The 24,189-nt window shown below is 62.7% G+C and carries 18 protein-coding genes; 10 read left to right on the top strand and 8 right to left on the bottom strand.

Annotation, left to right across the window (positions count from 1 at the left end; translation table 11 throughout):
* Nucleotides 1–3 precede the first annotated feature (3 nt).
* Nucleotides 4–1,086, bottom strand: a complete 1,083-nt coding sequence (locus ACOOE1_RS01160; RefSeq protein WP_420404510.1) for an ABC transporter ATP-binding protein — start codon at nucleotides 1,084–1,086, stop codon at nucleotides 4–6.
* A gap of 178 nt (nucleotides 1,087–1,264) precedes the next feature.
* Nucleotides 1,265–3,001, bottom strand: a complete 1,737-nt coding sequence (locus ACOOE1_RS01165; protein ID WP_420404511.1) for an ABC transporter substrate-binding protein — start codon at nucleotides 2,999–3,001, stop codon at nucleotides 1,265–1,267.
* A 366-nt stretch (nucleotides 3,002–3,367) separates the two neighbouring features.
* On the opposite strand from ACOOE1_RS01165, the gene ACOOE1_RS01170 reads away from it, so the two are divergent.
* From ACOOE1_RS01170 to ACOOE1_RS01190, 5 genes are all read left to right on the top strand, one after another.
* Nucleotides 3,368–4,162, top strand: coding sequence for a DeoR/GlpR family DNA-binding transcription regulator (locus tag ACOOE1_RS01170; protein ID WP_420404512.1), 795 nt, complete (start codon nucleotides 3,368–3,370; stop codon nucleotides 4,160–4,162).
* Nucleotides 4,163–4,175: 13 nt separating this feature from the next.
* Complete coding sequence (gene glpD, locus ACOOE1_RS01175) at nucleotides 4,176–5,675, top strand: glycerol-3-phosphate dehydrogenase (protein WP_420404513.1); 1,500 nt, start codon at nucleotides 4,176–4,178, stop codon at nucleotides 5,673–5,675.
* A gap of 103 nt (nucleotides 5,676–5,778) precedes the next feature.
* The gene (locus tag ACOOE1_RS01180; protein WP_420404514.1) at nucleotides 5,779–6,693 is read left to right on the top strand and encodes a DMT family transporter; all 915 of its coding nucleotides are present in this window, start codon (nucleotides 5,779–5,781) and stop codon (nucleotides 6,691–6,693) included.
* Between the two features lie 109 nt (nucleotides 6,694–6,802).
* A complete protein-coding gene (gene upp, locus ACOOE1_RS01185; protein WP_420404515.1) occupies nucleotides 6,803–7,438 on the top strand; it encodes a uracil phosphoribosyltransferase in 636 nt (211 codons plus the stop codon).
* A gap of 7 nt (nucleotides 7,439–7,445) precedes the next feature.
* Complete coding sequence (locus ACOOE1_RS01190; protein ID WP_420404516.1) at nucleotides 7,446–8,651, top strand: CaiB/BaiF CoA transferase family protein; 1,206 nt, start codon at nucleotides 7,446–7,448, stop codon at nucleotides 8,649–8,651.
* Here the strand turns inward: ACOOE1_RS01190 and ACOOE1_RS01195 are convergent.
* Nucleotides 8,648–9,133, bottom strand: coding sequence for a VOC family protein (locus ACOOE1_RS01195; protein ID WP_420404517.1), 486 nt, complete (start codon nucleotides 9,131–9,133; stop codon nucleotides 8,648–8,650). The two genes, ACOOE1_RS01190 and ACOOE1_RS01195, sit on opposite strands and share 4 nt — an antisense overlap.
* A gap of 261 nt (nucleotides 9,134–9,394) precedes the next feature.
* Between ACOOE1_RS01195 and ACOOE1_RS01200 the strand changes: the two genes are divergently transcribed.
* Complete coding sequence (locus ACOOE1_RS01200; protein WP_420404518.1) at nucleotides 9,395–12,568, top strand: response regulator; 3,174 nt, start codon at nucleotides 9,395–9,397, stop codon at nucleotides 12,566–12,568.
* Here the strand turns inward: ACOOE1_RS01200 and ACOOE1_RS01205 are convergent.
* A complete protein-coding gene (locus ACOOE1_RS01205) occupies nucleotides 12,565–13,347 on the bottom strand; it encodes a DUF2189 domain-containing protein (RefSeq protein ID WP_420404519.1) in 783 nt (260 codons plus the stop codon). The genes ACOOE1_RS01200 and ACOOE1_RS01205 overlap by 4 nt on opposite strands.
* Nucleotides 13,348–13,628: 281 nt before the next feature.
* Between ACOOE1_RS01205 and ACOOE1_RS01210 the strand changes: the two genes are divergently transcribed.
* The 3 genes from ACOOE1_RS01210 to ACOOE1_RS01220 all read left to right on the top strand — a co-directional run bounded on the left by ACOOE1_RS01210 (nucleotide 13,629) and on the right by ACOOE1_RS01220 (nucleotide 18,286).
* Nucleotides 13,629–14,789, top strand: coding sequence for a TAXI family TRAP transporter solute-binding subunit (locus ACOOE1_RS01210; RefSeq protein ID WP_420404520.1), 1,161 nt, complete (start codon nucleotides 13,629–13,631; stop codon nucleotides 14,787–14,789).
* Between the two features lie 90 nt (nucleotides 14,790–14,879).
* The gene (locus tag ACOOE1_RS01215; protein ID WP_420404521.1) at nucleotides 14,880–16,877 is read left to right on the top strand and encodes a TRAP transporter permease; all 1,998 of its coding nucleotides are present in this window, start codon (nucleotides 14,880–14,882) and stop codon (nucleotides 16,875–16,877) included.
* A 353-nt stretch (nucleotides 16,878–17,230) separates the two neighbouring features.
* Complete coding sequence (locus tag ACOOE1_RS01220) at nucleotides 17,231–18,286, top strand: dipeptidase (protein ID WP_420404522.1); 1,056 nt, start codon at nucleotides 17,231–17,233, stop codon at nucleotides 18,284–18,286.
* A 68-nt stretch (nucleotides 18,287–18,354) separates the two neighbouring features.
* Here ACOOE1_RS01220 and ACOOE1_RS01225 read toward each other — a convergent pair whose 3' ends face one another.
* The 4 genes from ACOOE1_RS01225 to ACOOE1_RS01240 all read right to left on the bottom strand — a co-directional run bounded on the left by ACOOE1_RS01225 (nucleotide 18,355) and on the right by ACOOE1_RS01240 (nucleotide 22,676).
* Nucleotides 18,355–18,564, bottom strand: a complete 210-nt coding sequence (locus ACOOE1_RS01225) for a cold-shock protein (protein ID WP_420404523.1) — start codon at nucleotides 18,562–18,564, stop codon at nucleotides 18,355–18,357.
* Between the two features lie 77 nt (nucleotides 18,565–18,641).
* Nucleotides 18,642–20,006: a DEAD/DEAH box helicase gene (locus ACOOE1_RS01230; RefSeq protein ID WP_420404524.1), complete on the bottom strand. Its 1,365-nt coding sequence runs from the start codon at nucleotides 20,004–20,006 to the stop codon at nucleotides 18,642–18,644.
* A gap of 259 nt (nucleotides 20,007–20,265) precedes the next feature.
* Nucleotides 20,266–21,819, bottom strand: coding sequence for a class I adenylate-forming enzyme family protein (locus tag ACOOE1_RS01235; RefSeq protein ID WP_420404525.1), 1,554 nt, complete (start codon nucleotides 21,817–21,819; stop codon nucleotides 20,266–20,268).
* A gap of 41 nt (nucleotides 21,820–21,860) precedes the next feature.
* Nucleotides 21,861–22,676, bottom strand: a complete 816-nt coding sequence (locus ACOOE1_RS01240) for an IclR family transcriptional regulator (RefSeq protein ID WP_420404526.1) — start codon at nucleotides 22,674–22,676, stop codon at nucleotides 21,861–21,863.
* A gap of 279 nt (nucleotides 22,677–22,955) precedes the next feature.
* Between ACOOE1_RS01240 and ACOOE1_RS01245 the strand changes: the two genes are divergently transcribed.
* Entirely contained in the window at nucleotides 22,956–24,167 is a 1,212-nt protein-coding gene (locus ACOOE1_RS01245; protein WP_420406393.1) for an ABC transporter substrate-binding protein, read from the top strand.
* Nucleotides 24,168–24,189 lie beyond the last annotated feature (22 nt).

Consider the following 24,189-nt stretch of genomic DNA (forward strand, 5'->3'; position numbering starts at 1 on the left):
CTCCTAACTCTGCGCTGCGCCGGCGGCAGCGAAACTGCCGTCCGGGGCGAAATAGAGCGCCTGCGAGAAATCGGCATGCAGATGCGCTTCGCTGCCAACCTCGAAAGCATGGATGCCATGCGACTGGGAGACCCAGGTCCCGCCACCCTTGGCGAAATGGATGATGCTCTCCGAGCCGCTGAGTTCGGTGACGAGGACCCGTCCGGAGACCGGGATCGGGTCCGTGCCGGTCGCGGCGGGCGTGACGAAATGCGGACGGATGGCGAGGGTGTAGGCACCGTCGGAAAGCGCGGCTGCGGCCCCCTTGGCCGTCCAGCGCGTGCCGTCCGCGTCCTCGAAATGATCGCCCTTCTTCTCGCAGTCCATCACGTTGACAGGCGGGTCGGAGAAGACCTCCGCGCTCACCAGGCTGTTGGGCTTGCGGTAGATTTCCCGTGTCGGTCCGAACTGAGTGACGGCGCCCTCGAAGAGCGTCGCGGTGTTGCCCCCGAAGAGCAGTGCCTCGGTCGGCTCGGTCGTCGCGTAGACGACGATGCAGTTGCGGTCGGCGAAGAGGCGCGGGAGTTCGTCCCTGAGTTCCTCGCGCAGCTTGAAATCGAGATTGGCGAGCGGTTCGTCGAGCAGCACTAGGTCCGCGTCCTTGACCAGCGCGCGGGCGATCGCGGTGCGCTGCTGCTGGCCACCGGAAAGGGCACCGGGCAGCCGGTCCAGCATCGGGGTCAGGCGCAGCAGCTCGGCCATCGTACCGACCCGCTCCCTGATCAGCGCTTCTGGCGCGCGCGCGACCCGAAGCGGCGAGGCGATGTTCTCGAACACGCTCATGTTCGGATAGTTGATGAATTGCTGGTAGACCATCGACACGTTGCGCTTCTGCACGGGCATGCCGGTGACGTTCTCGCCGTCGAACCAGATTTCGCCTTCGAGCGGGCGCTCGAGGCCCGCCATCAGTTGCATCAGCGTGGTCTTGCCGGCGAGCGTGGAGCCGAGCAGAATGTTGAAGCTTCCGGTCTCGAACGTCAGGTCGGTCGGGTGGATATGCACCACGTTTCCGACACGCTTGGTTACGCCTTTGAGTGTAAGTGCCATGGCCTGTCGAAAGCTCGGCGGATCACGTCGCGGGCCGTCCCGCCATGTCCGCATATGTATGGAACTCTAGCCCGGAAGCCGTTCTTCGAAAACCGCTGCAGGGCCTTGCAGAAAAGTCCGGGGCCGGATCGAGGGATTCGGCCCCGGGGAGTGAAGTCTCCGAGCTAGGGAGAGGGTCCTATTTCTGAGCCCAGCGTTTCACGAGCTCATCATAGGAAACGGTTTCGCCCTGCGGCTTTTCGTTGGCGAGCTTCGCCTTCGCGCCGCCCTTGCCGAGCCATTCGGACGGATCCTTTTCCGCGTTCAGACGCGGGCCGCAGCCGCCATAGGTGTTGGCGCCCTTGTCCGCGCGTTCCATGCGGGCCATCACCTGGTCCATCTCGCTGGCGAGGCGGTCCATCGCTTCCTGCGGCGTAAAGGCGCCGGAATTGACGTCACCGATCTGCTGCCACCAGAGCTGGGCCAGCTTCGGATAGTCCGGCACGTTCACGCCTGTCGGGGTCCAGTTCACCCGGTCGGGCGAACGGTAGAACTCGACCAGACCGCCGAGCTTCGGTGCTCGTTCGGTGAAGGAGGCGTGGTTGATGTCGCTGTCCCGGATGATGGTCAGGCCGACATGGCTCTTCTTCAGCGAGACGGTCTTGGAGACCACGAACTGGGCATAGAGCCAGGCTGCCTTGCGGCGATCGACCGGAGTGGACTTGAAGAGGGTCCATGAACCGGCATCCTGATAGCCGAGCTTCTGGCCTTCTTCCCAGTACGGGCCGTGCGGCGACGGGGCCATGCGCCAGAGCGGGTTGCCGTCATCGTCGACCGTGTTGTTGCCCTCGCTCTTCGGCGCCACCATCGAGGCGGTGAAGGCGGTGTACCAGAAGATCTGCTGGGCGACGTTGCCCTGGCTCAGCGCGGGCAGCGACTGATAGAAATCATAGTCGGCCGCACCCGGAGGGGCGTATTTGCGGAGCCATTCGTCCCATTTCCGGATCGCATAGACCGCCGCCGGGCCGTTCGTGCCGCCGCCGCGGGTGACGGATGCGCCGGCCGGATTGCAGGAGCCTTCCTCCATCCGGATGCCCCATTCGTCGATCGGACGGCCGTTCGGCAGACCCTTCGAGCCGGCGCCGGCCATGGACAGCCAGGCGTCGGTCATGCGCCAGCCGAGGTCTGGTGCGCGCTTGCCGTAATCCATGTGTCCGTAGACGCGGACGCCGTCGATTTCCTTCACGTGGTCGGTGAAGAATTCCGCGATATCCTCATAAGCGGACCAGTTCACCGGAACGCCCAGCTCGTAGCCGTACATTTCCTTGAACTTGGCCTTCAGCTCCGGCTTGTTGAACCAGTCGTAGCGGAACCAGTAGAGGTTCGCGAACTGCTGGTCGGGAAGCTGGTAGAGCTTGCCGTCCGGGCCCGTGGTGAAGGACTTGCCGATGAAGTCGTCCACGTCGAGGGTCGGGTTGGTGACGTCCTTGCCTTCGCCGGCCATCCAGTCGGACAGGTTGACCGCGAGTTGCAGGCGCGAATGCGTTCCGATCAAGTCGGAATCGTTGATGTAGGCGTCGTAGAGATTCCGGTTCGTCTGCATCTGCGTCTGAACCGCCTGCACCACCTCGCCCTCGCCGAGAAGCTGATGGTTCACCTTGATGCCGGTGATCTCCTCGAAGGCCTTGGCGAGGGTCTTCGATTCATACTCGTGAGTCGGGATCGTCTCGGACAGGACGTTGATTTCCATGCCCTTGAACGGCTCGGCCGCCTTGATGAACCACTCCATCTCGGACTTCTGCGCGTCCTTGGAGAGGGTGGAAGGCTGAAACTCGTCGTTGATCCATTTTTCGGCCTCGGCCATGCCCGCCACGGCTGCGCCCGGCAGAGCGAGCAGCGCCGTGACCGCCACAGCGGCCATCAGTCCATTTCTCATTGCTTTTCCTCCCAGCTAAAAAGCTAGCTGACTATCAAGCGAAAAAAATCGAAGGTCAAGCGATGCAATGTGAAATCAAGTCGAAGGCCTGAATCCTGCTGATCGGACAGGCCTGGATTCGTCCGTCTTCGTCCGGTAAGCCTTCGGAATATCAACAGGATAAGGTTCCGATGAGGGGCGATATCTGTTGCATATAAAGGTATTTTGCGGATTTTCATGGATAGCGGACTTGTCAGTCAATCGAAAGGAAACGAATATAGGCTCTCTGCGCGAGCGTAGTCTGCGGTTGCTTGCTTTCGCTTTCGTGCCAAGGCTGGGGCCTTGGCTGCGAATCTTCTGGAACGAACCTAAACGAAAGGTCACGAGATGGATCCGGTTTCGCCGCGCCAGACCGATATCCTGAGAAAGGCGCGCCAGGTCGGTCGTGTCGAGGTCGACGATCTCGCGCTCCAGTTCGACGTGACGCCGCAAACCATCCGCAAGGATCTGAACGAGATCTGCGACGCCGGGCTGCTGCAGCGGGTACATGGCGGCGCGGTCTATCCGTCCGGGGCGATCAATTATGCCTACGACGCGCGGCGTTCGCTCGCGGCCGACGAGAAGCGGCGGATCGGCGAGACGGCGGCGGCGCTCATTCCGGACAACAGTTCGGTGATCCTCAATATCGGGACCACCACGGAGCAGGTCGCCTTCGCGCTGCGCGACCGCGACGGGTTGATGGTCATCACCAACAATATCAATGTCGCCAATATCCTGCGCGAGTCGGCCTCGACGGAGGTGATCATCGCGGGCGGTCTGGTGCGCCGCTCCGACGGCGGAATCGTCGGCGAAGCGACCGTCGACTTCATCCGCCAGTTCAAGGTGGATTACGCGGTGATCGGCGCTTCGGCGATCGACGAGGACGGGACGGTTCTCGATTACGACTACAGGGAAGTGCGTGTGGCCCAGGAGATCATCTCTCACGCACGGCGAACGATCCTCGTTGCCGACCACATGAAATTCGACCGGAACGCGCCGGTTCGGATCGGCCATCTGAGCGATATCGACGTGCTTGTCACCGACGGCGAGGTGCCTGAGAGCCTGCGGGAAATCTGCACCGCGCAGGGCGTCGCGATTGAGCTTCCGCCGCGAGATCCGCAGGCCGCAAACGACCAGAGTTGAGAAGGAACGCTGAATGTACGATATCGCCATCATCGGCGGCGGAATCAATGGTTGCGGGATCGCGCGCGACGCGGTGGGACGGGGATATTCCGTCTGCCTGGCGGAGATGTCCGACCTCGCGAGCGGGACCTCTTCCTGGTCGACCAAGCTGATCCACGGGGGCCTTCGCTACCTCGAGCACTACGAGTTCCGTCTCGTGCGCGAGTCGCTTGAGGAGCGGGAAGTGCTCTGGTCGATGGCGCCGCATATTGTGCGCCCCCTCCGGTTCATCCTGCCGCATCATTCAGGTTTGCGTCCCGCCTGGCTGCTCCGGCTCGGACTCTTCATCTACGACCATCTCGGCGGACGCAAACTCCTGCCGCCGACCCGGGTCGTCGATCTGACGCGGGATGACGCGGGCGCCCCGCTCAGGGACGCCTTTCGCAAGGGATTCGAGTATTCCGACTGCTGGGTCGACGACGCGCGGCTCGTCGTCCTCAATGCGCGCGATGCGGCCAACCGGGGCGCAGACATCCACACCCGCACCCAGGTCGTGAGGGCGGTGCGTGAGGCCGGACACTGGCGTGTGACGCTCCGTGATCTTGCCAGTGGAAACGAACGCGAGATCGAGGCGCGGCTTCTGGTCAACGCCGCCGGGCCCTGGGTCGACAAGGTGCTCTCCGACGCGGCCGGTTGGAACGGCGCGCGCAATGTCCGGCTCGTTCAGGGCAGCCACATCGTGGTGCCGAAACTCTATGATCACGACCGTTGCTACATCTTCCAGAATCCGGACGGACGGATCTTCTTTTCCATTCCCTACGAGCAGGATTTCACGCTCATCGGCACCACCGACCGGGACTATGACGGAGACCCGGGAGCGGTCGCGATCACCGCGGAGGAGAAGGTCTATCTCTGCAAGGCGGCGGGCGCGTATTTCAACCGGCCGGTCGAGGTCGAGGACATCGTATGGACATATTCCGGGGTTCGCCCGCTGTTCGACGACGGCGCGTCGAAAGCGCAGGAAGCGACCCGGGATTACGTGCTGCGCGAGGACGGCGATAAAGATAGCGGTGTCCTCGTCAACATCTTCGGCGGCAAGCTGACGACCTACCGGCGTCTTGCCAATTCCGTCATGGGCAAGATCGAGGCCGTGCTGGGCGCCAAGGGGCCGGAGTGGAGCGGTGCGGAACCTTTGCCCGGCGGCGATTTTCCCGTGCTCGATTTCGCCGCGAGACTGCAGGCGGTGAAACAGAAATATCCCTTTCTCGACGATCGCACGGCGCTGCGCCTCACCCGGCAGTACGGGACGCTGGTGTTTGAGATCTTTGGCGATGCGATCAAGGCCGGTGATCTCGGCCGTGATTTCGGTGCAGGCCTGACCGAGGCGGAAGTCCGCTATCTGATCGAACGGGAGTGGGCAACCACGGCCGAAGACGTGCTCTGGCGCCGCAGCAAGCTCGGTCTCCGCCTCGACGAGGGGCAGGTCACCACTCTCCAGGGATTCATGTCGGAGGCTGTGTCCCGCGCTGCATGACGCATCCTTGCGCGTAATTTCCTTGCGGGCATGAAGCGGGGTCCCCATGCTGCTCGTCCGGCCACTCGGCCGGCAAATCAATCCCATGGGAGGGAGCCCGGACATGACGGGGCCGAAAGCGGACGGCATCGCAGCCGTCTTCTACGGAAACGCCTATATCATGCTTGCGCTGACCACGATGATGTGGGGCGGCAACGCGATCGCCGGACGGTTGGCGATCGGCGAGGTGTCCCCCATGGCACTGGTTCTGCTGCGCTGGGCCGGCGTGGTTCTCCTGATGGGCGTGGTCTCTAGGAAGAAGGTGCTCGCCGAATGGCCGGTGATGCGCCAGCGGATCTGGTTTCTGCTCGCGCTTGGCGCCTGCGGTTTCACCCTGTTCAACGGACTGTTCTACGTCGCCGCCCATTCCACTGTCGCGCTCAATATGGGGATCCTGCAGGGCGCGATTCCCGTGTTCGTTCTGCTCGGCGCACTGATCGTCTACGGCACCCGGGTTTCGTTGGTGCAGGCCGGGGGCGTGCTGCTGACCATGGTCGGGATCGCGCTGATCGCCTCGCGCGGCGAACTGGAGCGGCTTGCCGCGCTGGAATTCAACAAGGGTGATCTGCTGATGGTCGCCGCCTGCGCGCTCTATGCCGGCTATACGGTGGCGCTGCGCAAGCGCCCGAATGTCTCGGGGCTGGCCATGTTCACGGTGATGGCGGGCGCGGCCTTCATCGTCGCGATTCCATTGGCCGCGATCGAGGCCTATTTCGGCGATTTCCAGTGGCCGACGCTGAAGGGCTGGGGAATCGTACTCTTTGTCACCGTCTTCCCGTCCTTCCTGGCGCAGATCTTCTTCCTGCGCGGTGTCGATCTGATCGGACCCGGCCGGGCCGGCGTTTGGGTCAATCTGGTGCCGATTTTCGCCGCCGCTCTGGCCGTGATCATTCTCGGCGAGGTCTTTGCCTGGTTCCACGCAGCGGCATTGGCGCTTGTTCTCGGAGGGATCGCACTGGCGAACCGCACCAAAAGCTAGTTTCCGACTCCCCGGGCTTGCCCTTTTTGGACGACAGCGTATGACTGGCTAGAATTCATATGTCCGGCATCACTCCGGTTTGGGGCCGGAGCCTGAGGAGAGCAGTCCCGTGAGCGCACAACCCGTTACCGTCGTCGATCATCCGCTGGTGCAGCACAAACTGACCATCATGCGAAAGGCCGATACGGCCACCGCGAAGTTCCGTCATCTCCTCAAAGAGATCGCGCATCTGCTCTGCTACGAGGTGTTGCGCGACCTCAGCCTGGAGACCGTAGAAATCGAGACCCCTCTCGAGACCATGATGGCGCCGCGGCTCGAGGGGAAGAAGCTCTGCTTCGTCTCCATTCTGCGAGCCGGCAACGGACTGCTGGACGGCATGCTGGAACTCGTCCCATCCGCCCGGGTCGGCCATATCGGGCTTTACCGTGACCCGAAGACCCTGCAGCCGGTCGAATATTACCTCAAGCTCCCGGAACATCGCGACGAACGGCTGTTCATCGTCGTCGATCCGATGCTGGCAACGGGTAATTCCGCCGTCGCCGCGATCGAGCGGCTGCGCGAGGCCGGTGCGACCAACATCAAGTTCGTCTGCCTGCTCGCTGCTCCGGAAGGCATCGAGACCTTCCAGAAGGCGCTCCCCGATGTCCCGATCTTCACCGCTGCGGTGGATCGGGAACTGAACGATCACGCCTACATCATGCCCGGCCTCGGCGATGCGGGTGACCGGATGTACGGTACCAAGTAGGACAAACATGCCGGCTCCGAAGCCTTTGGGGGGAAGGCGGGTCCTCGACCTGACCAACGTGTTGGCGGGACCGTTCTGCTGTCACCAGCTTGCCCATCTCGGGGCCGAGGTGATCAAGGTGGAAGTGCCTGGCAGCGGCGATCTCGCCCGCCAGCTCGGCTCCGATCCGAAACTGAACGAGGCCCTGATGGGGGTCTCGTTCCTCGCTCAGAACGCCGGCAAGCGCTCGATCACCCTCAACCTTAAGTCCGATGACGGCAAAGAGGCCTTTCTCCGGCTCGTCGCGACCGCGGACGTCCTGGTGGAGAATTTCCGGCCCGGTGTGATGTACCGGCTCGGCCTCGGTTTCGATCATCTGAAGACGGTGCGCAGCGACCTGGTCTATTGCGCGATATCCGGATTCGGGCAGGACGGACCGATGCGGGACCTGCCGGCCTACGACCAGATCGTGCAGGGGCTTTCCGGCATCATGAGCATCACCGGGGCGCCGGATACCGCGCCCTACCGTGTCGGATTTCCGGTGGCCGATACCATCGGCGGCCTGACGGCGGCGATGGCGGTGTCAGCGGCGCTTGCGGAGACGGACAGGACCGAACCGCGCTTCATCGATGTCGCGATGCTGGAGGCCGTGCTGGCGACCATGGGGTGGGCGGTTTCGAATTATCTCATCGCCGGTAACCCGCCGCGCCCGCTTGGCAACGACAACGTCACGGCGAGCCCCTCGGGCACTTTCGCAACCGCGGACGGTCTGCTCAATATCGCGGCGAACAAGCAGGAGCAGTTCGAGGCGGTGTGCCGCACCGTCGGGAGGGACGACCTGATTGCCGATCCCCGTTTCGCGACCCGGCTTGCCCGCCTTGAAAACAGAGCGGAGCTGTCTGCGCTGCTGACGGAGGCGCTGTCGGCCGAAGACGCTGCGAGCTGGGAGACGAAATTCAACGAAGCGGGCGTGCCGGCCGGCCGGGTGATGACCGTCCCGGACATTCTTGCCGCGCCACAGATCGCGGACCGGGGCATGGTCGAGACCTTTGCCAATGTTCCCGGTGTCGGGCGCGATGTCTCGGTGGTGACGCCCGGGATCAAGCTGGACGGTGCCCCGCCGCGGGTATCGGACCCGCCGCCGGAACTCGGCCAGGATACCGAGAGCATCCTGGCGGAACTCGGTTACAGCCCCGCTGATATTGCGGCTCTGCGGGATTCGGACGCGATCTAGGCGCCTGCCTTCTTCGCCTGCCAGTCTTTCAGGGCCGAATGGGCGTGCCCGTCGCTGCCGTCCATCGCCGCGTCATGACCTTCGCGCTTGGCCGTCAACTCGATGACATAGCCGTTCGGGTCGCGGAAATAGATCGAGTCGATGAAACCGTGATCGGCAATGCCGCGGGTCTCGATCCCGGCCTGCTTACCCTTCTCGTACATCGACTTCAACTCGTCCATGTCGACCTCGAGCGCGATATGCAGGTCGAAATCGTGCTGGTCCTTGAATTCGAACGGACGATCCGGGGCTTCGAAGAAGGCGAGGGCGGAGCCGTCCTCCATCCTGTAGAACGAGTGCAGCGTGCTCGTCGGCCGCCCGCTCTTCGTCTCCTCGATCTCGAAAGCGTGCACCAGGGGCAGGCCGAGAAAGTCCTCGTAGAAGGCCCGGGTTTCTTCGGAATCGCGGCAACGATAGGCGTTGTGGTGAAGCCCTTTTATCATCGTTTTCTCCCTGCTTCGCTTCTGACCGGTTCGGCGATACCTCTCTTCAATATCTCTGGTCCGCAGCCGCAATGCGAGAGCTGGCGTCCGAACAGTCCTTTGCCCTGACGAAACAATAGCCGATTTCGGACCGATCTCTGACCGAATTAACCTGCCGCTAAGACTATGACGTCTATCCTTCGGGACTGGCAGAGATCTTTCCGCAACTCAGTTTGTGAAATGAACCCGAACAATCATGCTTCGTCATCAATGCTAAGTGCGATGAGCAACTACGAGGCTCTCGAAGCATTCGCGGACATCACCGATGGCTGGTTCTGGGAAACCGACGCAGAGCACCGCTTTACCTACATGTCGCGGTCGGTGGAAAAACTCGCCGGCGTTCCACCTGAATGGCACTATGGAAAGCTACGTTCAGAAATCGGCGGACGGAACGTGGCGCCGAACGTCTGGCAGGCCCACCTCGATTTGATCGAAGCCCGCAAACCCTTTGATAGTTTCACCTACCGTCGACAGACCGACCATGGAGAACTGTGGGTGCGGACGAGCGGAAAACCAAGGTTCGATGCCGATGGTTCCTTCGCCGGCTACCGCGGGTTCGCGTCGAACATAACCGGCGAGGTGATGGCCCGCCGGGAAGCACGTCTCCTGCGTGAGGCGGTGCAGCAGATCACCGAACCGTTCGTCCTCTGGGGGCCGGACGACAAGCTTGTTGTCTGCAATGAGGCGTATATCGAACTGAACCGGAATATCGAGAACCTCCTCGTTCCCGGTACGACCTTCGATGAAATCCTGCACGCGCTCGCCTACAGCGGACACGCCCTCGCGGCCGTCGGCCGTGAAAAGGAATGGATCGAAGAGCGCACGTCGCAACATCGCGGCATGCAAATGATCCGGGACGTCGAAATCCAGGGCGGCCGGCATCTCATGGTTCATGAGCAGCGTCTTCCCAGCGGGGCCGTTGCCTGGTTCGGGTTGGAAATCACCCGGATCAAGCAAGCCGAACGCCGTGCGGAGGAGATCCACCAGCGGCTGAACGACGCGATCGAGGCGCTTCCGGACGGGTTCTGCTACTTCGACGCCGATGACCGTCTGCTTTTCTACAATTCCCGTTACGCGAAGTTCCTCCGCACGTTCGGCGTCGAGGCAAGGGTCGGCCTGCCCTACGAGGAAAGCGTCCGGGCCGCGGCCTCTTCGGGGCTGTTCGAGATTCCTGAAGGTGGCGAGGAGGAATGGGTCCGGAAGCGGATCGCGCTGCATCGCTCGAAGGACGTCGTGCGTTTCGATCGCCCGTTCAACGGTGGGTGGGCGCGGGCGATCGAGAGTTCGACCAGCGATGGCGGGCGCGTCGGGTTGCGGGTTGATATTTCCGAGTTGAAGAACCAGGAAGCGGAGCTGCAGAAGGCGCTTGCGGCAGCCGATGTGGCCAACTCCGCCAAGTCGATGTTCCTTGCCAATATGAGCCATGAAATCCGCACGCCGCTGAACGGAATCATCGGGCTGAGCCAGTTGCTTGCCGACACCAGGCTCGACCGCGTGCAGCGCGACTACATGAACAAGATACAGGCGTCGTCCGGAAGTCTGCTGGCAATCATCAACGACATTCTCGACTTTTCCAAGATCGAAGCCGGCGAGATGCAAATCGAGATTGTCGATTTCAACCTCGAGGACGAGATCGGGAGGATCAGCGACATCGTGTCCCTCCGGGCCGCCGAAAAGGGACTTTCCTTCAAGACGCATGTCGATCCGAACACGCCGACGAGCTTGAAGAGCGATCCGTTTCGCATTTGCCAGATCATTCTCAATTTCCTCAGCAATGCGGTCAAGTTCACCGACGAGGGGGAGGTGTCGCTGTCGGTCTGGAGCGAACGGATCGAGAGCGGTCGCGCAACGCTGCGTTTCGAGGTGCGCGATACCGGAATCGGAATGACCGAGGAGCAGGCAGCGAAAGTCTTCGCCTCGTTCACCCAGGCCGATGCGTCCACGACGCGCCAGTTCGGCGGTACCGGGCTCGGGTTGTCGATATCCGCATCTCTCGCCGAATTGCTGGGCGGAGAGATCTGGGTCGAGAGCACGCCCGGCGAAGGCAGCGCGTTCAATTTCCGCCTGTCGCTCGAGTTGGGAGTCACGCCGACGACCGCTCTGCAGTGCGGCCCGAGAGAGATTCGGGGCAGGGCCCTGATTGCCGATGACAACGTGACGGCCCGCGAATTGATGCGCGAATTGCTCGCCGGCATGGGGATCGAGAGTGTCGTCGTCGCCAATGGCCGCGAGGCCGTGCAGACCGCAGAGCGGGAGGGGCCATTCGATATCGCGCTTCTCGATTGGTTGATGCCGGAAGCCGACGGTCTCCAGGCGTGCACGCAGATCATCAGGACTGCCGAGGCAGCGGGTCAACCGGCTCCCCGGGTTCTGCTGGTCTCGGCGCAGGTCGACGAAACCTTGCGAGAGGGTGCGCTTGCCGCCGGAGCCAAGGGGGTGCTGGCGAAACCGATCAGTTCCTCGACATTGCATGACGGTGTGTGCGCCGCTCTGAACAACTCCGAGATCGGGAAGAGGCGGTCGAGAGATGAGATCGAGGATGTCGCGGTTCTCAAGGGTCTCAGGGTTCTGCTGGTGGAAGACAACGAAATCAACCGCGAGATAGCGTCGGTCGTTCTTGGCAAAGCCGGAATCATTGTGACCGAGGCCGAGAACGGGGAGGTCGCAGTCGCGCTTCTCAAGTCAGGCGGCTCCGACGCGTTCGATGCCGTCCTGATGGATATCCAGATGCCGGTACTCGGTGGCTATGCGGCGACGGAAATCATTCGCAGCGATCCCGCCTATGATGCTTTGCCGATCATTGCCATGACCGCCAACGCACTGACGGACGAGAAGGAAAAATGTTTTGCCGCCGGCATGCAGGATCACGTCGCCAAGCCGGTGGACAACAAAAAACTGTTCAATGCGCTGATCCGGTGGTGCACCATGGAGGGCAATCTTGTGCACCATCGAGTGGAAGAGGGCGAGGCCCCGACGAAGCACTCAACCGGGTCCGGCCCTGCCGGGGGCGGTGAGACGACAGAGGTAGCTACGATGTCTCCGAACGAGCTTTCGCAAAGATATGAACCGATCGCGAAAATGATCGGCGATGCGTCGATGGTCGGTCGCTTCCTGAAACAGTTCCGCGAGAACTTTTCCGGGGCGCGCTCGGTCTTCGAGGGGCACATTTCGGATGGAGATCTCGAGGCGGTGTACCGCTATGCGCACCAAATAAAGGGGGTCTCCGGCAATCTGCGGCTGAACGACGTCTACGAACAGGCTCTGAAGGTTGAAAGTGATTTCAAGGAAGCGACCGCGGTCTCGCAAGCAAATTCCGACGAGCTGGAGCGGCTGTTGAAGCTGATCGATGAGGAAATCCGGTTTATCGACTCGTATCTTGCGTCCGCGGACGGCTAGCTCTCGAACGAGATCAGGCTCCTGTAGAGGTGCCAGGTCGCGTGGCCGAGCACCGGCAGGGCGACGATCAGGCCGAGAAACAGCGGGATCATCGACAGGTATAGAGTGACGCCGATCACTGCGGCCCAGCCCACCATCACCGCGGGGCTCATGGTGACCGTCTTGAAGCTGGTGATCATGGCGGTGATGAAATCGTGTTCCTGATCCAGCAGAAGCGGGAACGAGATCGCGGTGGCGGAAAACAGGATCAGCGCAAGGACCGCGCCGAAGACATGGCCGAGGCCGAGAAACAAGAGGCCGTCGGTGGTCGTCAGGATCACTTCAAGGAAACCCGCGAAACTGGTGAACGACTGGAAGCCGAGAAAAATCGCCAGCAGGACCCGGACTTGATACATCCACATGATCAGCATGAACATGGTCACGAAAGCCATCCAGCCAAGTTCGCGCCGGCGCTGCGCCACGATCACTCCAAGAATGTCTTTCCAGGCAAGAGGTTGTCCCGATGAGAGGCGCCTGCTGACTTCATAGAGGCCAACGGCGGCAAATGGACCGATGAGGGAAAATCCGACGGCGGTCGGATAGGCCAGATAGGAGAGGTCGAGGGCCCAGGCCATGGCCAGAATCGACAAGCCGCCGAAGGCAAAGAAACTGCCGAAAAAGAGACCGAATGCGGGCGCGGTGCGAAAATCCCGCCATCCCGCGGCCAATGCATTTCGGACGTCGCCAATGGTGGCAGCACGGACAATTATCCTGGGTGGGTAGATGGAATCATCGCTCACGTATCGTCCTCCCCAGTTTCCTTATTTGTGATTCTATGCCGGTCGGCCGGATTGCGGAAGCGCTTCCGGCTGTTGTCCATTCGCCCGCCCGAAGAGTTTCGTTCCGCTTCGTCAGCGTCCGGTGCGCGCAACATCTTGACCGCTTGCCATTAGCCGATATGGTGTTTGCGAAACGCAATTTCGCAAAAGTGCCGCATCACCATAAACAGCACTTTGCAAGGGGTCCGGGCCGCATTCTTCATGCGAAACCGGGTCGTCAGGGAGCCTAGAGGAGGAAATTCATGGGCATTTCTATTCATTCTATCCGGCATGCCGCGCTTGCCGGAGCGGTCCTTACGGTCGCTCTTGGCGGGACTGCCTTCGCGGACGCCAAACTTCCGAGCCAGCTTGCCTGGACCGCTTACGGTACCGGTACGGCCGGATACAACCAGTCGGTCGCGATCGGTGGCGCACTGAAATCGAAGCTTGGCGTCAATCTCCGGGTCCTGCCGGGCAAGAACGACGTCTCGCGGACCGAACCGCTCCGACAGGGCAAGGTGCATTTCTCGGCGACCGGCGTCGGCGCCAGCTTCATGGCGCAGGAAGGTGCGTTCGACTTCGGCGCCAAGCGCTGGGGGCCGCAGAAGATCCGCACGCTGATGATGAATAACGGTGCGATCGGTCTTGCCGTCGGCGTCGCCGGCGATGTCGGGGTCAAGGAATACAGCGACCTCAAGGGCAAGCGCGTAGCCTGGGTTAAGGGATCGCCGTCGCTCAACGTCAACACCGGGGCTTATCTCGCCTATGGCGGACTGACCTGGGACGATGTCGAGAAGGTCGAGTTCGGCGGCTTTGGCGCCTCCTGGGCCGGCATGGTCAACGGGCAGGTGGACGCGGCTTTCGCCTCGACCAGCTCCGGCAAGGCCTATGAGATGGAGGCCAGCCCGCGCGGCTTGCTCTGGCCGCCGATCGATGCCGGGAACAAGGAAGGCCTGGAGCGTATGTCCAGCATCGCGCCGTTCTTCCAGCCGACGATGGCGAGCGTCGGCGCGACCATCAAGAAAGAGTCGCCGGTTCCGACCGCGGCCTATCCCTATCCGGTCCTGGTCGCCTACCCCGATCAGGAGGAAGACCTGGTCTACAACATGACCAAGGCGATGGTTGAACTGTTCGACGATTACGCGGGCAAGGCGCCGGGCATCAACGGCTGGGCGCTCGAAAAGCAGAACCTGAAATGGGTCGTGCCCTATCATGCGGGTGCGGTTCGCTACTACAAGGAAATCGGCAAGTGGGGCGCCGAAGAGCAGGCCCATAACGACAAGCTGATCGAACGGCAGGAAGTGCTCGCGGCGGCGTGGAAGGACTTCGTTGCCAAGGGTGCGTCGGACGATGCCTGGGACGCCGAATGGCGGTCGGCGCGTCACGCCGCTCTGAAAGCCAAGGGCTTCAACGCGGTCTTCTGAGTCGCGTTCGATCTTTCGACGGCGGGACGGCGCGTGTGCGCCGTCCCTTGCCGATTCCCGTCAGCAAGATTTCCAGGTTGAGGCGCTCCGATGAGTGAGCAAGTTTCCCCGTCGTCCGGCAGCGGCGATCAAGACATCGAGGCCGGTGAAAAACTGCGAACCCGTCCGCTTGGCGGCATCGCCAAATGGATTTTTGTCCTGTTCACGGCGGCGGCGGTCATACTGTCCGTCAATCAGCTCTTCAATCTCCAGTTCTTCGCCGGAGTCGTCATCCTCGAAGGACGCTATCTCTTCCTGCTGGCCGGACTGTTCCTGTCCCTGACCTTTCTCTCCTTTCCGCTGAAGGGGGCGCCGGGCGCCTCCGTCGCCTGGTATGACTGGATTCTGGCGGCACTCGGCGCCGCGGTGTCCGGCTATTTCGCCTACACGGCCGATCTCAGTCTGGAAGAGGGATGGGAATACGCGCCGCCGGAAACGGCGCGCTGGGTGTCCATCCTGTTCTGGCTGCTGATCCTGGAAGCGACCCGCCGGGCAGGCGGCTTCGTGATCTTCCTGATCGTCTTCGTCTTCTCGCTCTATCCGACCTTCGCCGACGTGCTGCCCGGGCCGATCTCGGGATTTGCGCAGCCGTTCCTCGACGTGATCCCGTATCACATCATTTCGTCCGAGAGTTCGTTCGGCATTCCGATGCGCGCCTTCGGCAATCTGGTGATCGGCTTCATCATCTTCGGTGCCGCGCTGCAATACACGGGCGGTGGCGCCTTCTTCAACAACCTGGCGCTGGCGCTCGTCGGCGGCCTGCGCGGCGGCGCGGCCAAGGTCGCGATCTTCGCCTCCGGCTTCATGGGCTCGCTTTCCGGCAGCGTGATCTCGAACGTGCTGACGACCGGTGCGATCTCGATACCGGCGATGAAGAAGACGGGTTTCCCGGCGCGCTACGCGGCGGGAACCGAGGCCTGCGCCTCCACGGGCGGCGTGCTGATGCCGCCCGTCATGGGCACCACGGCCTTCGTCATGGCCTCCTTCCTCGGCCGGCCGTATCTCGAGATCGCGGCGGCTGCGGCGGTGCCGTCCATCCTCTACTATTTCGGTCTCTTCGTGCAGATCGACGCCTATGCCGCGCGGCATGACCTGAAGGGAATTCCGCGCGAGCAATTGCCCTCGGTCTGGGAGACCATGAAGGAGGGCTGGTACTATCTCTTCGTCTTCGCGCTGCTGATCTTCCTGATGATGTTCCTGCGTCAGGAGACCTGGGCGCCGTTCTTCGCCACCGCCCTGCTTCTGGTGATCAACCAGGCCTCGAAGAAGCACCGCTTCGACCTGAAGGGGTTCTTCAACCTGATCTACAGCATCGGCCGCGGCCTGACGGAACTGGTCGCCGTGCTGCTCGGGATCGGCCTGATCGTCGGTGCCTTCTCGGCGACCGGCCTCGCCGGCACGCTGGTGAACGACCTGATCTTCCTTGCCGGCGGTTCGGTGTTCATGCTGCTGATCATGGGAGCGATCACGAGCTTCATCTTCGGCATGGGGATGACGGTGACCGCCTGCTACATCTTCCTCGCTGTGGTGCTCGCGCCGGCACTGGTGAAGGCGGGCCTGAACGAACTCGCTGTGCACCTGTTCATCCTCTACTGGGGCATGGTCTCCTACATCACGCCTCCGGTTGCCCTCGGAGCCTTCGCGGCGGCCACGATGGCGCGTACCAATGCGCTCTCGGCGGGGATCGAGGCCATGCGTCTCGGCAGCATCATCTACTTCGTGCCGTTCTTCTTCGTGCTTAATCCGGCGCTGATCGGAGAGGGCAACTGGACCGAGGTGCTGGTGGTGTTCGCGACCGCGGTGCTCGGCGTCTATCTGCTCGGTAGCGCGCTGCAGGGATATGTCGCCGGGTTTGGCCGGCTTGGCACCGGGCCGATTGCCATCGGCGCCAAGGTGCTGCTGCTCCTTGGCGGGCTTTTCTTCGCAGCGCCTGGCGATGTGATCCCCGGCGTCTCGCATCTGCAGATGGGCATGATCGGAGCTCTGCTCGCAGCGCCGGTCCTGTTCTATGCCCGGATGAATCGGCGCCGCGAGATGGCGCTCGGCTGAGTCGCCCGGATTTGGTGCGGCGGGGGGCGGGTTCGTTGGGCCCGCCCTTGTTGCGGCGAAAGGCATCGCTTGTGCTGGTGCTCCCTGCGCCTCCGATGCCATCCGCCGCGAGCTCCGCGCCGCATCGATCTTCTAGGTGAGTCTCGTAACGAAGCGATTGCTCTTGCGTGACTTTCTGATGTCGCTTGCTTCCGGTTTCAGGGTAATTTCCATCGAAGTACTCGGTCTCTCCGGGCGCCGGCGGGGAAATCAAACTGGAAAATCGCCGGGGTCGGCGCGAATATGCCGCCTCAATTCTCACCGCCTGTTCCCGGCCGCAACAAGACACACAGCCAAGTTCTACTGGACCCGCAATGACCGATGCTCTCATTCCCGTTTTCGATGGCCACAACGACACGCTGCTCCGCCTTGCTCTCGGAAGAGCGGGTCGCGACGCGCGAAGTTTCTTCGACGAGGGCAAGACAGGTCACATCGATCTGCCGCGTGCACGCCGCGGCGGCTTCTGCGGTGGCTTGTTCGCGATGTTCACCCCGTCGCGGATGTCAGAGGGAGAGGAACTCGAGCTCTCGCCGCGCGATCCGGCGAATTTCGCTCCGGTCTCGAGGCATGTCGCCGAGCCTTTCACCCAGCGCATGATCGAGATGGCGAGGTCGGTGGAGGTCTTGTCCGGCGGCGACGTGGTGATCGCCCGGTCCGTCGCAGAAGCGCGCCTCGCGATGTCCGACGGCAAGCTCGCGATTCTCCTGCATGTCGAGGGCGTCGAATGCCTGAAAACCGATCTTTCCAACCTGCACGGGCTGTACCAGGCGGGATTGCGTTCCCTCGGTCCGGTCTGGAGCCGGAAGAACGAATTCGGTGACGGCGTGCCGATGAGTTTCCCGTCCTCTCCCGATACCGGCAGCGGTCTGACAGAGGCGGGACGCGATCTGATCCGTGCCTGCAATACCATGGGAATCATGGTCGATCTCTCGCACATCACGGAGAAGGGCTTCTGGGATGTCGCGCGACTTTCCACCAAGCCGCTGGTCGCCTCGCATTCCAACGTGCATGCGATCTGTCCGTCACCGCGCAATCTGACCGACCGGCAGCTCGAGGCGATCCGGGCCAGCGGGGGACTGGTCGGGGTGAATTTCCATGTCGGGTTCCTGCGCCCCGACGGGCAGCAGAACTCGGCGACAGACCTCGACCAGGTCGTCGCCCATACCGATTACCTCCTGGAGAAGCTAGGCGAGGACGGCGTGGCGCTCGGGTCGGATTTCGACGGCTGCACGGTGCCGGATGCGATCGGCGACGTCGCGGGGCTGCCGCATCTCATCGATCGGTATCGGCTGGCCGGATATGGTGAGGAACTGATCCGCAAGATCGCTGCGGAGAACTGGCTGTCTCTGCTGGAGCGGACGGGGATCTAGGAAGAGGCGTCGGGACGCGGGAGGAGGTGTTCCGGACCCCCTCGAGGAGGTCCGGAACGGAAAATCTGTCAGTCGACTTTCAGGTCTGCGGCGAAAGAGCGGCCACGACGGGAATCTTCTTCCAGCTCGTAGCTGATCTTGGTGCCGTCCGGCAGGTCGGTCAGGCCAGCGGTTTGCAGCGCGGTGATGTGCACGAACACGTCGGATCCGCCATCGTCCGGCTTGATGAAGCCATAGCCTTTGGTGGTGTTGAACCACTTAACTGTTCCTGTCGGCATTTTCGTCTCCTTATCAATTCAATGCCATGACCCTAGCCGGCCCGGTCGCCCGGATCGGCCGTGACCCGTTCGCGCGGCTATGCGGCCTCACGACGCTTGTTGGCCTTGCGGCGGAGGGGCGCTTCACCGCCGCCGTTCGGCTTTCCGTGATTCTGCTGTTTCCTGGGCCGGTCGCCGGACTTGTGCTGACGTCCGTCCGACTTCTGGCCGGAGGGCGATCCGCTGCGCCGGCGTCCGCGGTTCTTGCGAGAGCCGTTGGGACGCTGGCCGCCGTCGTTCGCAGGACGCCGTTCCGGTGCCGTTCCGCCAACCACTTCGATACGCTGGCCGGTCAGGCGCTCGATATCGAGCAGATAGGCGAATTCGTCCGGATCGCAGAGCGAAAGCGCGGAACCGTCGGTGCCGGCGCGTGCCGTACGACCGATCCGGTGCACATAGCTCTCAGGTTCGTTCGGCAGTTCGAAATTGATCACATGGGTCACGTCACTGACATCGATGCCGCGGGCGGCGATATCGGTCGCCACCAAGGCACGGACGGCGCCCTGCTTGAACCGTTTCAGGGCCTTTTGACGGGCACTCTGGGTCTTGTTGCCGTGCAGGGCTTCGGATTCGATGCCTTCTGCGGTCAGCATTTTGGAGATACGGTCCGCCTTGTGCTTGGTCCGGGTGAAGATGATCACCTTGTTGTAGTCGGGGTTGCTCATCACCTTGAGAAGCACGCTCTTCTTGTTCGAAGCGGCCTCGACGTGATGAACGGTCTGGTGGATGCGCTCCACCGTCAGCCGCTCCGGCGTCACTTCCACACGGGCAGGGTCGTTCAGGAGAAACTGGGCCAGCTGCTCGACCTTCGGCGGCATGGTCGCCGAGAAGAGCAGGCTCTGCCGGTCCGAGGGGACCAGCTTGGCGATCTTGCGCACGTCATGGATAAAGCCCATGTCGAGCATCCGGTCGGCCTCGTCGAGCACCAGATGCGTCACGCCGTCGAGGAGGACGCAATTCTGCTGAACGAGATCGAGCAGGCGGCCGGGGGTTGCGATCAGGATGTCGGTGCCGCGGGCAAGTGCCGAGCGCTGCGGGCCGAAGGAGACGCCGCCGACAATGACGACCTGCTTCATCCGCAAGTGCCGGGTATAAGTCGCGATATTCTCGCCGATCTGAACCGCGAGTTCGCGGGTCGGCGCGAGGATCAGGGCCCGTACCGATTTCGGCGCGGGCTTGCGGCGTCCGGCCTTGTCCGCCTCCGCAAGGTGATCGAGGATCGGCAGCGAGAACGCGGCCGTCTTCCCGGTACCCGTCTGCGCGATCGCGAGCAGGTCGCGGCGCTTGAGAAGCAGGGGAATGGATTGCTGCTGGATCGGGGTCGGGGTTTCGTATCCTGTTTCCTTCAGGGAACGCAGGATGGGCTCGCACAAGGCGAGTTCTGAAAAAGTCTGATTGGTCACAGAGTCATTGAGTCCATTACAACGGGGCGCTATCGGGTCCGGAAACCATAGACAGGGCTTCGTATTTAGCCGTCTTCCACGCGCACCTGGAGATAACGGAGTTTCATCCAATTGCGGCGTGACAGAAGGTCAACCTCTCGGAAAACCGCCGCGCGATCACCCCGCAGTCGCCTAAAATTGGTGGTTAACGCTCGAGAAGTCAAGGACCTGATTTCGCATGGCGGGCCCGCGCGGGCCGGTTTGCTGCGCCGTGAACGGCTCAGGCGGTCTTAAGGTTTTCGGCTTCTTGCTTCAGCTGCGCTTTCAGGATCTTGCCCGTTGCCGTGGCCGGCAGGGCTGCCAGAAAGACGTAATGACTCGGGCATTTGTAAGGGGCGAGGTTGGCCCGCATGTAGCTTTCCAGCGCGTCTCTGTCGATGTTCCGGCCGGCAATTGGCTGCACGAAGGCGACCACTTCCTCGTTGTCTCCCGAACTTCGGCCGACGACGGCCGATAGCGCGACATCGGGGTGAGCCGCCAGTGCGCCCTCGACTTCGGCGGGATAGACATTGAAGCCGGAGCGGATGATCAGTTCCTTCAGGCGGCCGACAACATAGAGATTGCCGTCCTCGTCGATGCGGCCGAGATCCCCGGTCTTGAACCAGCCGTCCGACGTCATGACCTTCGCGGTCTGTTCCGGGTCGCGGTAATAGCCCTTCATCACATTGGCGCCGCGGACCCAGATCTCGCCGACTTCTCCGCCGGTGCGCGGCAGTCCGCTGACCTGATCGGCGATCCGGCATTCTATGCCCGGGAGCACCGGGCCGACGGTCTCGTCCGTTGCCGGCGCCTCCATCCGGGTTGTTGTCACGGTGGGCGAGGTCTCGGTCAGCCCGTAGCCGTTATGCAGCGGCTGGTTCCACATCTCTTCGACCCGCGCCTTGATCGCGAGGTCGAGCGGAGCCCCGCCGGCGGAAAGATAGCGCAGTTTCGGAGCCGGTAGCGGGGCGCCGCGCTTGGCGGACAGTTCGAGCAGGTGGGCATACATCGCCGGCACCCCCTGGAAGATCGTCACCGCGTCCTCGGCCAACGCCCGCGCCGCTTCCGCCGGCGCGAAGCGCGAGACCGTCCTGAGATGTCCCCCGTGTACGAGGGTGCCGAGGAAGACCGAGGCGAGGCCGAAGACGTGCGAGGTCGGCAATACGCCATAGGCGAGGTCGTCGGGGCCGATCTTGCGGATCGTGCCCGAAGCCTCTGCGATGAAGAGCAGATTATCGTGGGTCAGCATCACGCCCTTCGGTTGGCCGGTCGTGCCCGAGGTATATATCAGCGCTGCGACCTGAGCGGTCCCGTCTTTGTCGAGCGGTTCGGGCACGGCGTCTTCGTTCAGCGGCGCGATCCTCACATCTCCGATTGGTCCGATATCGAACGGCGCGGCGCCGGTGGCGTCGGCATGACCCGATGCGTCCGGCGAGACTCCGGTCGTATAGAGAGTGGTCCGTGCGCCGGAATGGTCCGCGATCTTGCCGATCTCCGCGTCGGTCAGGCGTGCGTTGACAAGGACGGTCCAGGCACCGATCCGTGAGAGCGCGAAGATCAGGACCTGCAGGGCGACTGAATTCTCGTTCACAAGAAGGACACGGTCTCCGCCGCGGACCCCATAATCGCGCAGTGCCTGCTCGGCGCCATCCACCGCCGCTTTCAATCCCTTGCCATCCAGCGAAACGGTGTCGTCGCTCAACAGGATACGGTTGGGCGCGTCCACCGCCCTGCGGTCGACGATCGCGTGCAGGTACGAGCCTTCGGGAAAGCTGCGTTCGAAAGTGCTGGTCATTCTCGGTCCGTTCGGATGCAGGGCGGAAGCCCGGTCAGGTCTCAGGGAGTGGCGGCGACGACATGGAAACCCTGGCCGCCCATGGTCAGGGTCTCTGCAAGGTGCACGAGACGCGGCCCCAGTTCCTCCTCAAGGAGCTCCTTGGAGAGAATGAAGCGGGGGCCGCCGCAATTCAGCGCGAAGATCGCCGAGCGGTCGGGAAGCAGCACCGGAGCTCCGACGGCGTGCACGTCCTTGTGCCAGTCGGCAAGCGAGAGGGTGAACCCGCGTGTCGCGACATCTTCGACCGCCTGGTCTATGCCGTCCTTCAGTTTCGGGAACCGGTCCGGATCCTTGCGCTTTATGTGGTCCATCAGATAGGCGCGCTCGTCCTCGGGCAGCGCCGCGAGGAAGGCGCGGCCCATCGCGGTTTCGGCGATCGGGATGCGGGAACCGACATCGAGGCGAAGAGTCAACGCTCCGTCGCCACGGCAGGTCTCCAGATAGAGCATGGTCAGACGGTCACGCGTGCCGAGCGATATCGCCGCGTCGACATCGTTCGCCATTTCCTGCATCAGCGGTCGGGCCCGCGCGCGAATGTCGAGATTGGCGAGAAACGAATAGCCGAGGGAGAGGACGCTCGGACCGAGCTGATAGAGTCCGGTGCTTTCGTCAAAGGCGAGATAGCCGAGTGTGCGCAATGTGTGGGTCAGGCGTGAGACCGTCGGTTTCGGAAGTCCCGTCCGCTCGGCGAGGTCCTGGTTCCCGAGGCCGCCGTCGCCGGGTTCGAAGGCGCGAAGGATCTCGAGGCCCCTCGCGAGTGCGGTGACGAACTGACGGTCCTTGCCATCCTCGGTCATGTCGTTGTCGTGGGACATTGTGTCTGGTCGTTTCCTCTTTTTCCGCGCCGGGGATTCGCCTCCCGGCCCCGCCTCTCGATACGAGCGGGTTCCGGGAAATATGCCATGTCGGGCGCAAGCAGGTCAATTTGCGGAATGGAATTCCGCGTGTCGAAACTACGATGGCGGGAAGCTCCTGGCCGGGGGCTTGTCCGCGACGCCCTCGCGGCGATGTCATTTCGGGTGGGCGGAAAGCTGTACTAGCGTGCGCGCCGCATTCCTTGCGGTCAATGTAACGGAGATTCAATCGTGCTCTTGATGCGCCATCTGACTTCCCTCGCGCTCGCTCTGGTGGTCGCTGCGGTTCTTTTGCCGGCACGGGCCGACTCGCCTCCGGCGGAATGGAATCGCGTCCTGAACAGTGCAAGAGGGCAGACGGTTTACTGGAATGCCTGGGGCGGCGATCCCCGAATCAATGCCTATATCGGCTGGGCCGGCGAACAGGTATCCGCGCGCCATGGTGTCGAGGTCGTCCATGTAAAGCTGACGGACACGGCGGAGGCCGTCGCGCGCGTCCTGGCGGAAAAATCTGCGGGCCGCAGTGAAGGCGGCGCGATCGATCTTATCTGGATCAACGGCGAGAATTTCGCCGCGATGAAGCGCAACGGGCTGCTGTACGGTCCGTGGATCGAGAGCTTGCCGAATTTCAAACTGACCGATCCGGCGAACAGCCCCGATCTCGAGCTTGATTTCGGCGTGCCGGTCGAAGGGCTGGAAATGCCGTGGGCGCGGGCGCGGCTTGTTTTCTACCGCGACTCCGCGCTGCTTCCGGAGCCGCCGCGCAGCAGCGACGCCCTGCTGGCATGGACGAAGGCAAACCCGGGACGCTTTACCTATCCGCTTCCGCCCTCGTTCCTCGGCACGACCTTTCTGAAGCAGGTTCTGCTGGAACGCGCCGGGTCGGCCGACGCGCTCTACGGGCCGGTTGGAGACGCCGATTTCCCGGCGGTGACGGCGCCGCTCTGGGACTATCTCGACGACCTGCATCCGCACCTTTGGCGCAGGGCCCGGAGCTTCCCGGCCAATGCCGGAGCGATGCGCCGCCTGATGAGCGACGGCGAGATCGACATCGCCTTCGCCTTCAGCCAGTCCGAAGCGACCGCGGGCATCGAGAGCGGGGAATTGCCGGCGACCGTGCGCAATTATGTCTTCGATGCCGGAACCATCGGCAATGTCAGTTTCCTTGCCATTCCATTCAACGCGGCGCACCGGGAAGGCGCGATGGTTCTGGCGAATTTCCTTCTCTCTCCGGAAGCGCAGTTGCGAAAGCAGGACCCCGAACATTGGGGCTCTGCGACCGTTCTCGACCTGGAGGAACTGACCCCGGAACAGGCCGAGGCCTTCCGCACCATGGATCTTGGTCCGGCGGCGATCCCGGCGGGGCGGCTCGGCACCATGCTGGCGGAACCGCACCCGAGCTGGACCGACGCGCTTGAGAAGGAGTGGAACCGGCGCTACGCAGTACGGTGATTTTGACCTCGGCCGTGCCGGT

It is taken from the genome of Nisaea sp., from assembly GCF_965216895.1.
Lineage (GTDB): Bacteria > Pseudomonadota > Alphaproteobacteria > Thalassobaculales > Thalassobaculaceae > Nisaea.